Here is a 13486-nt window from a genome sequence, read left to right on the forward strand (position 1 = left end):
GTCCGTCGACCGTGACGGACCGGGCGCTTCGATGTTCATCTCATCGGACCGCCCGCACCTCCCGTGTATACGGCGCGACGGTGATCCGGTCGATCAGTGGCGCGTAGCGGGAGCGGAGCAGCACGCCGGGGAAGGTGTCCGAGGCGTAGGTGGTGCCGTCGAAGTTCGGCAGTTCCTCGGAGCGGAAGGCGAGGGTGTTCTGGCCCCTCTTGAGGTGGACCGGGACGGTCAGCTCCCAGAAGTTGTTCTGGTGGAAGCTGTGCGGGAAGCCGACGCGCCGCGTCTCGCCGCCGTTGACGGTGATGTCGGCGTGGCGGGCGAGTGGGTCGGGGTTGTAGTGGGTGGCCTCGGACTGCTCGGGGTTGGAGTAGCGGATGCGCAGTGCGTACAGGCCGGCCCGGTCCGCGGCCACGGTGAACGTCGCCGTGTTGCCGTTGCCCGGATCGCCGCCGATGCCGGTGATCGCCGTCCCGTCGGTGGCCAGGGAGAGCGGGGTGAGCGTGGTGGAGCCCGCGAGCTTCGCGTCCTTCGCCTCGTACGTTCGCGCCGGAAGCGCGCCCTCCGTCGGCGTGACCGTGAGGCGGTCGACGAGGGTGGCGGACGAACCTCCGGTCACCGTCACCTTGTTGACGCCGCCTGAGAGGGAGACCGCCACGCTGCTCCTGCCCTTGGCCAGGCGCAGGACGTCGTGCCCGTTGACGGAGAGCCGGGCGCCCGTGCCGCCGAGGGTGTCGACCTTGAGCGTGGCCTCGCGGTCGGCGGCGGAGTAGACCCAGAACGTGGCGGTCTGGTTCTTCGCGAGCCGGACCGCGCCCGAGCCGGTGGCGGGGGTTCCGGCCTGCTTCGGCAGGTCGTAGACGGGCTGTGCCCCGCCGGTCGGCCAGGCCAGCTCGCCCTCGTACACCTGGGTGGCGGCCGAAGCCTCGGGGAGGGAGAGGGTGAGGCGGTCGACGATGGCGTCACCCTTGGTGACGCGCTTGCCGTCGAGGCTCTTCGCGGCGAGCGTCAGGGTGTGCTTGCCCTTGGTGAGCTCGACCCTTGTGTCGGTGTGGTCCCACACCACCCACTTGTAGCCGAGCGTCAGGTACAGCTCCTGCTCGCTGTCCCTCTCGCCGTCCACGCGCAGGAAGACGTTGGTGGGGCCCTGCTCCTTTACCTTGTCGTGGGTGTTGAGGGAGTTGGCGAAGACGCTCAGGTCGTACGTTCCGTCCTCGGGCACATCCACCGTGAAGTCGACCGTGACGTCCGAACCGGTGCGCAGCCCGCCCGCGTTGTAGCCGCCGGAGGTGTAGAACTTCGACACATCGCGCGGGGAGCCCTCCGGACCGTTCCTCGAGTAGCCGGACCCGGTGTGGGCGGCGTCCTCCGCCTCGTACGACGCCTGCCAGGACGCGGGCGGGGACTGTGTGCCCTTCGCCTTCCCGCCAGGGCTGAGGACGATCTCGTACGCCGACGACTCCTTCAGCGTCGGCAGCCCGCCGTCGCCGAAGCCGACGACGACCGTGCCGTCGTCACCGACCTTCAGGTCCGTCTCGGTGAGCAGCTTCGGGCCGGAGGAGTCGCCGACCTGCCCGCTCCACTCGATCTCCCGCACCCAGGCGTGCACGCGCTTGCCGAAGAGCTTCTTCGGGACGCCCGCGAAGGTGATGTGGCCCTTTCCGGTGGACCCGCCGAAGACCAGCCGGGCCTGCTTCTTCTTCTCGTCGAGCGTGCCGACGCCCTGCATGGTGTAGTTCTCGCCGGGGAACGGCGGGGTCACCTCCACCGTGTGCCCGCTCATCGAGACGTACGAATTCAGCAGCCACCACTGCCCGTTGCCGCGGTTGGCCTGCACGGCGGAGTCGGAGAGGTTGCCGTCGATGTTCCAGTACGCGATGTCGGCGTCCACCTTGGACTCTTCGATCGCGGACACCCACTGGATCATCTGGCCGGGGACGGAGGTGTGGTAGTTGAAGGCGTACTCGTTGATGTTGACGGGGAGCTGGGTGCCCTTCTTGCCGGTGCCCTTGAACAGCTCCTTCTCCCACGTCCGGTACTTGGCGACGCTCGCGCGCACCGCCTCCGGATGGCTCAGCTCGTGCCAGGTGATCACCTCAGGGAGGGTGCCGGCGGCCAGGGCGTGCGTGAGGAAGCCCTTCACCTGGTCGTACAGCACACTGGTGTTGGGTCCGGCGATGCGGGCGCTCGGCATTTTGGCCTTGATGAGCTTGTAGGCGTCGTCCCAGGCGGCGAAGAAGTCGTCCGGGTCGTTGAGCCAGCTGACCTTGTTGTAGCTCCACTCGCCGGTGCCGAACATGTTGCCCTCGGGCTCGTTGAACGGCACGAGGACGATGTTGTCCTGGTACTCCTTGGGCAGGCGCAGGACCTGGTCGACCTGGTCCGCGATCTTCTCCTTGTAGAGCTCGATCTTCTCCTCGGGGGTGTCGCCCGGCCACTGGTACGGGAAGCCGCGGTGGATGTCGGTCATGTAGATGTACACATCACCGTCGGTGGAGTCGGCCAGCGGCTTCACCACCTCCAGCGCGTCGGCACCGGGGTGCTGGGGGCCGTCCTGCGCCTTCGTGGAGACCGTGCGCAGGCCCATGCCCTCCATGAGGTTGTTGGTGGGGACGTCCGGTCCGTACACGCCGTAGAGGGTGCCGGAGGCGCCGCCGTGGAACGCGCCGGTGTCCGAGCCCAGGTCGACGGTGAGCTGCCCCTCGCGGACCACCGTGACAGTCGCCTTCACAGGCCGCCCGGCCGCGGTTCCCGCGACGGTGAACGTCCCTGGCCGGTCGTACTTCTCGGACGGTACGGCGTCCCAGGTGATCGGCGTGTCCCGGTCGTAGCCGTCGGAGAAGGAGGAGCGGACGGCAGCGGGGAGGGGCGGGGCGGTTCCGGTCGTGGTGCGGACCTCGAAGGACGTCTTCGAGAGCTCCTGGATGGTCGGCACGTCCCCGACCGTACCGGCCACCTGCTCCGGGCTGAGCGCCGAGTGCCACACGGTGAAGTCGTCGATCGCGCCCTTGAGCAGCGGATCCGGCCAGAGGGACTTGCCTATGTAACCGGCGGCCGTGGCCGAACCGTCCAGCAGGTCCTTCGCCTTGACGCTGGTCTCGGCGGAGGAGACCGCCACGCCGTCGAGGTAGGTGGTGACCTGGCCGGCGGAGGTGTCGAGGGTGACGGTGACGGTCTTCCACGCATCGGCGGGAAGCATCGCGTACCCGCCGGCCTGTGCCTCCGCGCCCCCGCCGCCGGTGGTGACGGCGGTGCGCAGTAGCCCGTTGCCGCTGTACGGGGTGGTGAAGAGGTACTTGGTGGTGTTGGTGCCCAGGTCGAAGATCCGCTGCCAGGACGCCTTGTCGCCGCTCCACTTCACGCGGGCGGAGACCGTCAGGTCGCTCGCGTCGCCGAGCACTTCGCGGGGCAGCCGGACGTACGCGCCGTCGGAGGTGGGCGCGCCGCCGGGCAGGGCCAGTGCCTTGCCGCCGTCCGTGCCCGCGACGGACTGGGCTGTGGAGCCGTTCACCAGGGTCGCCGTCAGCCCGTTGCCGGAACTGTCGGCGATCCTGCCGGAGGCGAGGTCGTCCTGGTCGAAGGTGTAGCGGGCGACGGGCTGGGGCGTGTCGGCCGCCTGCGCGGGGACGGCGGGTGCGGCCAGCAGGCCCGCGCCGAGCGTCAGGGCCACGGCGGCCGGAACTCGGCGCCGGGCGGATCTGTCAGCGGATGGCATGGATCGCGTCCTCAATCCTCGGGTGACGGGGTTCCGGTCGGCCCACCTCGGTCGGCTGCTCGTCCACGCGCCGTTTCCGGTGAGGAGGGCGTAGGTGGTCCGGGGCGCGCGGAGCGGCCCTCACGGGTGCCGGAAGGATCACTTCATCGAACCGGTTCGGCGAAGCTAGCACCGGGATACCCGACCAGCAATCCCTCCAACGCAAGGATTTCCGAGCCCTTTGTCGGGATCACGGACGTGTGGACGGGGGTGTTGACAGGCGCTCCCATAGTTCCTACCTTCACTTCACGCGAACCGGTTCGACGGCCGGCCGACGTCCCTCGTCCATCGCACCACCTCACGACCGCCGGGCGGTACTCTCTTCCGAGACATCGAACCGGTTCGAGCAAGGAGTCGGCGTGAACATCGGTGAGATCGCCCGGCGGGCCGGAGTCTCGCGAAGCACCGTGTCCTACGCGCTGAGCGGCAAGCGCCCGGTCTCGGAGGACACGCGCCGGAGGATCCAGCGGGTCGTCGACGAGCTGGGCTACCAGCCAAGCGCCAGCGCCCGCGCCCTGGCCAACGGCCGGACCAGCACGATCGGCCTGGTCTTCCCACCGGCCGGCAACCACTACACGGGGATGCAGCTGGACTTCATCGGCAGCGTCGTGGAGGCTGCCGCGGCCTACGACTACGACGTGCTGCTGTCCCCCAGCGGCGTGGACAGCGACCGTTCCTTCCAGCGGGTGCTGGGGGAGCGGCGGGTCGACGGCGCGATCCTGATGGAGATCAGGCTGGAGGACGACCGGGTCGACCACCTCACCGCCCTGGATTTCCCCTCCGTCACCATCGGCCGCACCGCTCGCCCCGAAGGCGGTTGGTGGGTGGGCCTCGACCACACCGCGCTGGTGGAGCGCTGCGTCCACCACCTGGCGGATCTCGGCCACCGCCGGGTCGCCTTCGTCAACCGTCCCGAGCAGCTGCTGCGGGCCGGGTACGAGTCCGCGCACCGCGGCCTGGAGGGCTTCACCAAGGCCGCGGCCGAGCGCGGGCTGACGGTCCGGACGTACTGCTGCGGTGACGACGCCGCCTCGGGCCAGGTTTGTGTGCAACGGATCCTGCACGACGACCCGGCCACCACGGCCCTGGTCACGCTGAACGAGGCCGCGCTCGGCGGCCTCTACCGGGGGCTGGCCCAGGCCGACCGCCATGTGCCGCGCGACTTCTCCGTCACCGGGGTCGTGGCCGGCCGCTGGGCGGAGACGGTGACCCCGCAGCTCACCGCGGCGGACGTACCGGCGGCCGAGATGGGCCGTCTCGCCGTCGAACTGCTGGTGGAGCGGCTCGACCATCCCGACGCGCCGCCCCGGCACCATCTGCTCGCGCCGCCGATCTCGCTGCGGGCCAGCACCGGGCCGGCCGGAGTCCCGCCCGCCGTGGACACCGGGCCCGCTACGACGCCCTGACCGTAACCGCCCACCTTTCTTCCTCACCACGCCGAACACCCGAACCGCACACCAGTGCTATCTGTGTGCCCGCTCTCAGTAACCCCTTGTCCTCGGCCCGCCCATGCCCGAAACACGTCGGTACCCGCGTGCCCCAAACTCTCGGTACCCGCGTGCCCGACATCACCTCGGTACCCGCATGCCCGACATCACCTCGGTACCCGCATGCCCGACATCACCTCGGTACCCCCATGCCCGAAACACGTCGGTACCCGCGTGCCCCAAACTCTCGGTACCCGCGTGCCCCAACCCCTCGGTACCCGCACGCCAGACATAAAGGAACCCGCGATGAATCGCTACTCCAGACAGCGCCGTCTGACCGCCTCACGCTGCTCCTCGGTCTGGTCTACACACTCAACGAGCCCGGTACGCGAGCGGCGATCTCCCGGCCCCGGCCGCTACGGCCTGCCGACCTCGGCGACGTCGTTGGCGCCGGTCGCTTCGTCCTGCGCCATGCGAAGGAAGCGCCGGATCGCTTCGACCGACATGTCGAGCGCCTCGGACGCGGACTGTTCGTCACCGAACATCTGCACTGCCTCTGTGACAGCCACGGCGAGTTCGGCTTCTGCCTTGCGGACCTTGAACTCGGCCTTGTCCACGGTGTCGACGACCGCCAACTGGCGGCGCTGCTTCTCCTGAAGTCGCTGTTTACGGGAAAGAGTCTTGTCAGAGTTCTGCACAGTCATGACCAAGATCATAATTCGTCGAGCGCGCACCCATGACATTCTCAACTCGCCTGCCATGCAGCGGTGTTCGTAGCCGGAAGGCTCAGCAGCTCAATGGGTGGCTGGGCGTCGGCCGAAGCCGCCGACTGCGTGTCTTCACGCCCATGACAGCGGCCGACCCCGCCAGGCGCATCGGCGGCGGCCCCGGAACTCCGGGCCACGCTGAAGCGCTGGTACCAGCACACCGCGCGAGCCGGGAAGACCCTTCCCCAGCACCCCGTCGCTGATGATCGGCAGCGACTTCCCCATGCTTGGGGAGAAGTGGGCCACCGACTTCGACAACGGCCTGAACGACTACCCGCACTGGAACCCGGCCAGTTCCACGCCGTCAATCACGGCAACGCCGAACTTCTCATCCCTCGGCCCGCCCGGTCCTGAACCCACGAGGTCGCCCGGTCCTGAACCGGCGGGGTCGTACGGCTCCGGCTACGCGGCGGAGAGTCGGAGGAGTTTGGGTGGCGACCGACCGAACCGTCTTGCTCAAGTAGGCGTAATCGCTGAGCTCACTCCACGAGCAGGGCGGCCTTGAAGGCCGGGCGGTCCGGCTCTGCCTGGCCGGTCAGCCCGATGCGAGGTGGGGGTGTCTTGTCTGGCTCGGATCCCCCTTGCATCGGGCGCCGACCCGAATTACGTATGGATGAGCAGGCAATTGATGGCGTGTCTGACCAGGCGCTGGTTGCGGGAACGTTCCGGCGGGTCGCCTCGTTGCCTCTGAGCCCGTTTTCGTCGCTATTCCTGGGAGCATCGTGCCCGAAACCACGCTCGCCACTGCCACAGTCCTCCCCGCACTTCCGGCCCTGAGCGCGCAGGCCGAGCGACTGATCGAGCTGGGCGTGCACGAGCTCGCCGGGCTGCCCGCCGACGAGCTTCGTCGCTTCGCCGAGGCCGCTGCGGCGCTCGCGGGCGGCGACGGTGCTCTGCTCGCGGTTCACCCGGACCTTGTCCCTGCCTCCGTCCTCGCGCCGCTGCTCCGCCGGGACGGCAAGCCGGGCTTCGTCGTCATCGACATGCCCGACGTCGACCGCTTCGCTCCCTGCGCGATTGAGCTGCCTGACGCCCACCTCTACGTGGTCACCGGCCTTGACCGCGGTGACCACATGGCCAACTGGAGCCCGGACGAGGCGCTACCCGCCCTCATCAGGGAGGAGCGCACCCCGCTGCTGCTCACCGAGGGCATCCACTGGGTGCTCCAGCAGCCGACCGTCCTCGAGCGCAACCACTGCTTCATGCCCATCGGTTCCCGGCTACGCAAGGCGGACGGCACCCTGGACGCCCGCACCCCGGCGATCTGGATCAGCAACGGCACCGGGCGGGACGGCCGCGAGCGCCGCGACGCACCCAAGGTCGGCTGGTGCTGGTGGGGCAACCGGCACACCTGGCTGGGGTTCGCCTCCGCAACGGGCCGCAGGTTCAAGGACCTGTAAGGAGTTGTGAACGTGTGGCGGGGAGGAGCCACGGGCGGACAGAGGGTATGTCGACACCGCGATCTGGGACTCGGTCGCGCCGGTCCGCCTCAGCTCGCGCCGGGAGAGCGCATTCCAGGCCGCGCTCGACATCGAGGAGGTACGGCTGGCCGGACGCGAAGCGGATGAGTGAGGCGCGCGGGCCGCACCTGCGTGGCGGCGATGTCCTCCACGCGCTCCGGGACCGTCTCCCCAACCCCGGATGGCGCGCCGAACATGTCGATCCGGAGGGCGATGCACGTACTACTGCCCAGTGCGGCGTGATCAGTACGTGAGTGCGTCCTCGGCGGTGCCGAAGAAGCTGGTGACCTGGCCGTCGTTGACCGTGACAGGGCCGTCGTTGATCGGTACCGTCGCCGGGCTCTCGGCAGCGGTGAGGGCGACCTCCACCTTGTCGGCGCTTTTACCGCCCGCGGTGTCGGCGCGCGAGAACATGATCCCGGCATGGGCGCTCTCGCCGACCTCCAGAATCCAGTCCTTGCCGTCGGGTCCCATGTGCTCTGCGGCGCCGTCGAGCCCCGGAATCGTGATCACCAGCTCGTTCGCCGGCAGCAGACAGGGGTCGCTGCCCTCGTTGGTCGCGGTCAGCAAGGCGTGGTTGACGGGCTTGGAAGCAACGGTGACGTTGTAGCTCAGGTCGGTCGTCTCGCACATGCCCACACCGCCGTCCTGACCGTCGTCGGTTCCGGGCTCTGATGACGGCGGGGTGCTGTCATGGCCGGCGGGGGAGTCGCCACTGTCGCTGCCGTCGCCACCCGGGTCGGCCGTCGAGGGCGTGTCGGAGCCCTTGTCCGTACCCGTGGACGGGCTTGCTGCCGCGCTGGGGGCGGCCGTGTCCTTCTCGGCGTCGCCGTTGCATGCGGTCAGTGCCAAGATGCCGAGCGAGAGAGCGGCGAATGCGGCGGTGGTACGGCGTGAACGAGCTGCGTAAGCCATGAGAAGCCCCCGGACGTCGGAATGTCCCGGTGATCGTGCCTCATGGGAGCGGTGCTTCCACCCGCTCGCACCGAGAGGGAACTGTCTTCGCACAGGTTTGTGACACTGTGACCGTGGCGGGGGCGCAGCGATACCCAGGCGCTTGAGCTCCCGCGAACGGGGACGAGCCCTGGGGACGCCCCTCCGGAGGTTTCCGCGGATCGGCGCAGCTCCCAGACGCGAGTGCTCGGATGATTCCTTGGGTGCACGGTCCTGTCCGGCAGCCTTCAGCTGAGCTGCTCGGCCAGCCCGACGATGATGCCCTCGGGGCCGCGGACGTAGCAGAGCCGATAGCTGTCCTCGTACTGCGTCGGCTCACCGACGAGTTCGGCGCCGTGGGTGCGCAGCCGGGCGACGACGGGCGTGGTCGGGGCCTGTGCGCTGCGCCGCGCCCGGCCCGGTGATGTGCCTGCGCCGTCACGCAGCCGAATATCGCGTGCGTTGGCGTCGGTGGACGTAGCAGACTCCCCGGCATGGTCGACATGCGGATGTTCCGGGACGCGGTCACAGGCTGGGCGGGCGGTGGCTCCGGCGGGCCGGCGAGGGAGCTGGCGGAGCTTGTGGGCGTGCACACGGCGGTCCTGCTGGAAGGGGCGAGCGACCTCGCGGCCGTCGAGGCGCTGGCCGCGGGGCGGGGCCGTGACCTGGCGGCCGAGGGGGTGTGCGTGGTGTCGATGGGCGGCGCGATGAGCGTCGGCCGCTACGCGGGGCTCCTCGGGCAGTCCGGTCTCGGGCTGCGCCTGGTCGGTCTGTGCGACGAGCGCGAGAAGCCCTTCTTCGACCGTGGCCTCAACCCGGCCTGGGTGCCGCGCCCGGGCGTCTTCGTCTGCACGGCGGACCTGGAGGACGAGCTCATCCGTGCGCTGGGCCTGGAGAGGGTCGAGCGGATCGTCCGGGCCGAGGACGAGCTGCGCGCCTGGCAGACCTTCGTGCGGCAGCCCGCCCAGCACGGCCGGCCCCAGCATCAGCAGCTGCGGCGTTTCATCGGCACCAAGAAGGGCCGCAAGATCCGCTACGGCCGCCTCCTGGTCGAAGCCCTTGCTCCCGGCGAGGTGCCCGCCCCGCTGGACGACCTCCTCGCCAGCCTGTGATGGGCCATCCACGCGGGCAGGAACGCCGGGGCTGAACGGCCCCTCCGACGGGTTCGACGTCTGGCTTCTGACGGCGGCACGCCCGTTCGACGCCCAAGCCAGGCATTGGCTCGCGGGCCATGCCCGCGTCGGCCGGTCGGTGAGCCTTGGTGCCATAGCGGGGTTCGGGCGGGCATCGCGGACACTGGGTAGCAGGAGAGGGGAGGCCGACCGTGTTGACCGTAGTCCGTGAACAGCTGGGCCAGGCCCTGTTCCGCCGCGTCGCCGGCCCCGAGGGACCGGAGACGCGTGCCCGCATCCACCACACCCCCGGCACGCGCTGGTTCGGACCGCACCGCCCGATCCGCACCGTCCACGGTGATGCCTCCATGTTCATCGGTGGGCTCAGCGCACTGCTGCTGCAGTCCCTGCATCCGCTCGCCATGGCGGCGGTGGCCGGGCACTCCGGTTACCGCGGCGACCCGTGGGGCCGACTGCAGCGCACCAGCACCTTCCTGGCCGTGACGACCTACGGCACCGCTGCGGACGCCCAGCGGGCGGTCGACCACGTCCGCGGGATCCACGAACGGATCCGCGGGACGACGGCCGAAGGCGTGCCGTACCACGCGTCCGATCCGCACCTGCTCGGCTGGGTGCACGCTGCCGAGACGGACAGCTTCCTGCGCGCCCACGAACGCTTCGGAGCCGACCGACTGGACGCCACCGGCTACGACGCCTACGTCGCCGACACCGCGCGCGTCGCCGAGGCACTGGGGGTGAGCGACCCACCACGGGACCGCCGCGAGCTGTCCGAGTGCCTGATGGCCTACCGGCACGAACTGAGGGCCACCTCCGAGGCCCGGGCCGCTGCCCGCTTCCTACTGTTCCGGCCTCCGCTGCCCCTTGCGGTACGGCCCTTCTACGGTGGGCTGGCCGCGAACGCCGTGGCGCTGCTCCCGTCCTGGGCCCGCGGCATGCTGTGGTTGCCCCGGGTGCCGGTCGTCGAGGATCTCGCCGTACGTCCCACAGGACAGGCCCTGACCCGCACCATCCGCTGGGTCATGACCCCACCTCGCCAGTCCCGTCCGGCGTGAGCTTGTTGGCTGCGGGGCAAGACGCCGCTTCAGGCCTGACAGGTGAACCCACCTCGCTGCGGGAGGTGTCGCAGCCGCAGCCGCAGCTGTCAGAAGAGGCGGGAGTGGCTGGCTCAGTAGCCGTACGCGGCCCCGTTCAGGCTGTGCAGGTGGGCGGGGTTGTCGCCGTAGCGCAGCGAGCGGGCCCCGGAGACGGAGCCCAGCAGGGCCTGCCACCCCCCAGGGTGACCAGTTCGGTATTGCTGAGCTGCGACTCCAGCCCACCCGCGGAGACAGGTCACCATGGCCCGGGTGGATGCGACCACCGCCCGGCTGCGCGCCTCAAGCTCCCCCTGCGGGCAACCGCAACGGCTGCACCCCCATCACCTTGGCAACAGCGGGGATGTGCCGATCATCGGTGACTGGAACTGCGACGGTATCGACGACATAGGCGTCTACCGGCCCTCCAACGGCACCTTCTACCGCTATGGCTACGCCGCCATCGCGTACGGCAACGTCGGGGATCTGCCGATCATCGGCGACTGGAACGGCAACGGCATCGACGAGATCGGCGTCTACCGGCCAGGCAACCGAACCTTCTACCCGAGGAACCGACCGTTGCCGCTCGGCCGATGACGCACCGCGTCATCAAGTGATGAGCGACATCGTGTGGCCGCCGACGCGGCACAGTGGGGCGGCGGCCACACGATTGGGTGGCACCCGGCTGGATTGCGGCGACATTCGGCCGGGAGCACCTCGGATTGACGGATTCGCCTCCGCCCCACCGGGCAGTAAGCGGATAGTGTCATGAGCACGACTACCTTCCCCCCACAAGGAGGTCGATCATGCACGTCCGTACGCTGACCGGCGGCCTGGCCGCTGCCCTGGTGGTGTCCTTGTCCCTGACGGGCGGTCAGGCCGTGGCCGCTCCTCCCGACGCGGCTGATGCCCCCCTGGCCGCCCGTGTCTTCACCTACGACGCCGGCGGCTCGGCGGAGTTCAGGAGCGCGGTCGACCGGGGCGCGGCGATCTGGAACGAGAGCGTCGACGCCGTCGAGCTGCGGCCGGCCGCCGCGGGACAACGCGCGAACATACGGGTCCTCGCGGACAACGGCTGGCCGCGCGCCCTGCCCACGACCCTGGGCAACGGAACCGTCTACATCGGGCGCCAGGCCGTCGACCAGGGCTACGACACGATTCGTATCTCCGCCCACGAACTCGGGCACATCCTGGGCCTGCCCGATCGCAAGCCCGGACCGTGCTCGAGCCTGATGTCCGGCTCCACCGCGGGCACCGCGTGCACGAACCCGTATCCGAACGCGGCGGAGAAGGCGGAGGTCGAAGGGAACTTCGACGGCGTGCTCGTCGGGCGGGCCCCGGCGGCGCGCGCCGAGGTGATCGTGGACTGACGCGTGCCGCACCACACCGGTTTCATGCCCGCCCAAACGAACCCGGGGCGGAGACCTCGGTGAGCGTGGCCTGTTCGGCCGGGTCGACAGCTGGGCGCCGGCTCTGTCTTGACGGCGGTCCGGTCGGTGGCGTAGGTGCAGCGGTAGTCCTCGGCCGACGCGCGTACGACCGGGATCGAACGTAGCTCGGACTCAGCCAGGTTGAGGCGTCGGCGAGTTGTTTTCGACTCTCCCGGATGGGGACTCGGTTCTCATGGTGCACATCGGATACACGATGATGACCGAGCAGGCCGGTCCCCGTGAGCTCGTCGACCATCTGGTTCGGGCCGAAAGCGCGGGCTTCGACTTCTCGGTGACCTCCGACCACTACTTCCCGTGGCTGCGCACGCAGGGGCACTCGCCATACGCCTGGAGCGTGCTGGGCGCGGCCGCCCAGGCGACCTCACGCATTCCACTGATGACGTACGTGACCTGCCCGTCGTTCCGCTATCACCCCGCAGTGGTGGCGCAGAAGGCGGCGACGATGCAGTTGCTGTCGGAGGGGCGGTTCCGGCTGGGTCTCGGCTCAGGTGAGAACCTCAACGAACACGTGGTGGGCGGCGGTTGGCCGCCCGTGAACGTACGGCACGAAATGCTCCAGGAGGCGGTGGAGATCATCCGAGCGCTCTTCGAGGGCGGCCATGTGAACCACCACGGGGCGCACTACGACGTGGAATCCGCCAGGCTGTGGGACCTGCCGGACGAGCCACCGCCGCTCGGCATCGCCGTCTCCGGCGAGCAGTCCTGCGCCCTCGCGGGCAGCCTCGCCGACCTGGTCATCGCCACGGAGCCCGAGCCGGGGCTGCTCCAGGCCTTCGACCGGCACGGCGGCGCGGGCAAGCCGCGCGTGGGCCAGCTACCGGTCTGCTACGACCCCGACCGCGACACGGCCGTCCGGCGCGCGCACGCCCAGTTCCGCTGGTTCGGCGGCGGCTGGAAGGTCAACTCCGAGCTGCCGCATCCGGATTCGTTCGAATCGGCGACGCAGTTCGTCACGCCCGACGACGTCGCCGCGTCCATCCCGTGCGGCGACGATCCGGAGGCGTTCGTCGAGGCCGTACGCCCGTACGCCGAGGCCGGGTTCACCGAGATCGCCCTGGTGCAGATCGGCGGCGAGTCGCAGCCCGCGTATCTGGACTGGTCGGAGAAGACGCTGTTGCCCGCCCTGCGCGACGCCTTCGCATGACGACACCACGCCGCGACGGGGCGGGGCTGTCGAACCCTCCCCGCCGACGCGCCCAGTCGCGTTCCGGGCGGTCGATCAGCGCCCGCCCCCGCGGGGTGGCGTAGGCGGGGGACACGCGACCTGGCTCTCTTCTCTGCGCTCTGCGCTCTGCGCTCTGCGGTGCCGGGAACGTCTCGACCTCGTCGAGTCGCTGTTCATACGTCTCGGCACCGCGGGCATGGTCCGCTGTCAGATCAGCGAGCCGAGGCGGCAATTCAGCGGGCGATGCCACGATGACCGAGTCGTAGTCGCCCAGGTCGGATCCGATCGTCAGGTCAACGAGAACGCCATCGTGTCCACCGTGATCTCCG

The 13486-nt window shown here is 69.8% G+C and carries 11 protein-coding genes; 7 read left to right on the forward strand and 4 right to left on the reverse strand.

All coding sequences use genetic code 11. The features are described 5' to 3' along the window. Window positions 1–40: 40 nt before the first annotated feature. The gene (locus ACFU53_RS29205) at window positions 41–3712 is read right to left on the reverse strand and encodes a LamG-like jellyroll fold domain-containing protein (RefSeq protein ID WP_383998673.1); all 3672 of its coding nucleotides are present in this window, start codon (window positions 3710–3712) and stop codon (window positions 41–43) included. Between the two features lie 398 nt (window positions 3713–4110). Here ACFU53_RS29205 and ACFU53_RS29210 point away from each other — a divergent pair, with 398 nt between their 5' ends. After that, entirely contained in the window at window positions 4111–5157 is a 1047-nt protein-coding gene (locus ACFU53_RS29210; RefSeq protein ID WP_383998676.1) for a LacI family DNA-binding transcriptional regulator, read from the forward strand. A gap of 437 nt (window positions 5158–5594) precedes the next feature. On the opposite strand, the gene ACFU53_RS29215 is transcribed toward ACFU53_RS29210, so the two are convergent. After that, window positions 5595–5882 (reverse strand): hypothetical protein, encoded by a 288-nt coding sequence (locus tag ACFU53_RS29215; RefSeq protein WP_383998679.1) that lies wholly within the window; start codon window positions 5880–5882, stop codon window positions 5595–5597. Between the two features lie 785 nt (window positions 5883–6667). Between ACFU53_RS29215 and ACFU53_RS29220 the strand changes: the two genes are divergently transcribed. Then, complete coding sequence (locus ACFU53_RS29220) at window positions 6668–7345, forward strand: DUF5701 family protein (RefSeq protein WP_383998681.1); 678 nt, start codon at window positions 6668–6670, stop codon at window positions 7343–7345. Window positions 7346–7648: 303 nt separating this feature from the next. Here the strand turns inward: ACFU53_RS29220 and ACFU53_RS29225 are convergent, their stop codons facing one another. Together ACFU53_RS29225 and ACFU53_RS29230 are read right to left on the reverse strand one after the other, a co-directional pair. Continuing rightward, on the reverse strand, window positions 7649–8257 hold the full coding sequence (locus ACFU53_RS29225; RefSeq protein ID WP_383998684.1) for a DUF4232 domain-containing protein: 609 nt from the start codon (window positions 8255–8257) through the stop codon (window positions 7649–7651). Window positions 8258–8586: 329 nt separating this feature from the next. Next, on the reverse strand, window positions 8587–8931 hold the full coding sequence (locus ACFU53_RS29230; protein ID WP_383998687.1) for a hypothetical protein: 345 nt from the start codon (window positions 8929–8931) through the stop codon (window positions 8587–8589). Between ACFU53_RS29230 and ACFU53_RS29235 the strand changes: the two genes are divergently transcribed. From ACFU53_RS29235 to ACFU53_RS29255, 5 genes are all read left to right on the forward strand, one after another. After that, entirely contained in the window at window positions 8833–9450 is a 618-nt protein-coding gene (locus ACFU53_RS29235) for a TOPRIM nucleotidyl transferase/hydrolase domain-containing protein (RefSeq protein WP_383998690.1), read from the forward strand. The two genes, ACFU53_RS29230 and ACFU53_RS29235, sit on opposite strands and share 99 nt — an antisense overlap. A 212-nt stretch (window positions 9451–9662) precedes the next feature. Then, window positions 9663–10523, forward strand: coding sequence for an oxygenase MpaB family protein (locus ACFU53_RS29240; RefSeq protein ID WP_383998693.1), 861 nt, complete (start codon window positions 9663–9665; stop codon window positions 10521–10523). A 291-nt stretch (window positions 10524–10814) separates the two neighbouring features. Further along, window positions 10815–11138: a hypothetical protein gene (locus ACFU53_RS29245; protein WP_383998696.1), complete on the forward strand. Its 324-nt coding sequence runs from the start codon at window positions 10815–10817 to the stop codon at window positions 11136–11138. A 209-nt stretch (window positions 11139–11347) separates the two neighbouring features. After that, window positions 11348–11911, forward strand: coding sequence for a snapalysin family zinc-dependent metalloprotease (locus ACFU53_RS29250; RefSeq protein WP_383998699.1), 564 nt, complete (start codon window positions 11348–11350; stop codon window positions 11909–11911). Window positions 11912–12164: 253 nt separating this feature from the next. Beyond that, complete coding sequence (locus ACFU53_RS29255; protein WP_383998702.1) at window positions 12165–13136, forward strand: LLM class F420-dependent oxidoreductase; 972 nt, start codon at window positions 12165–12167, stop codon at window positions 13134–13136. The last annotated feature ends 350 nt before the right edge of the window (window positions 13137–13486 follow it).

This window comes from Streptomyces sp. NPDC057474 (assembly GCF_042802555.1).
Taxonomy (GTDB): Bacteria; Actinomycetota; Actinomycetes; order Streptomycetales; family Streptomycetaceae; genus Streptomyces.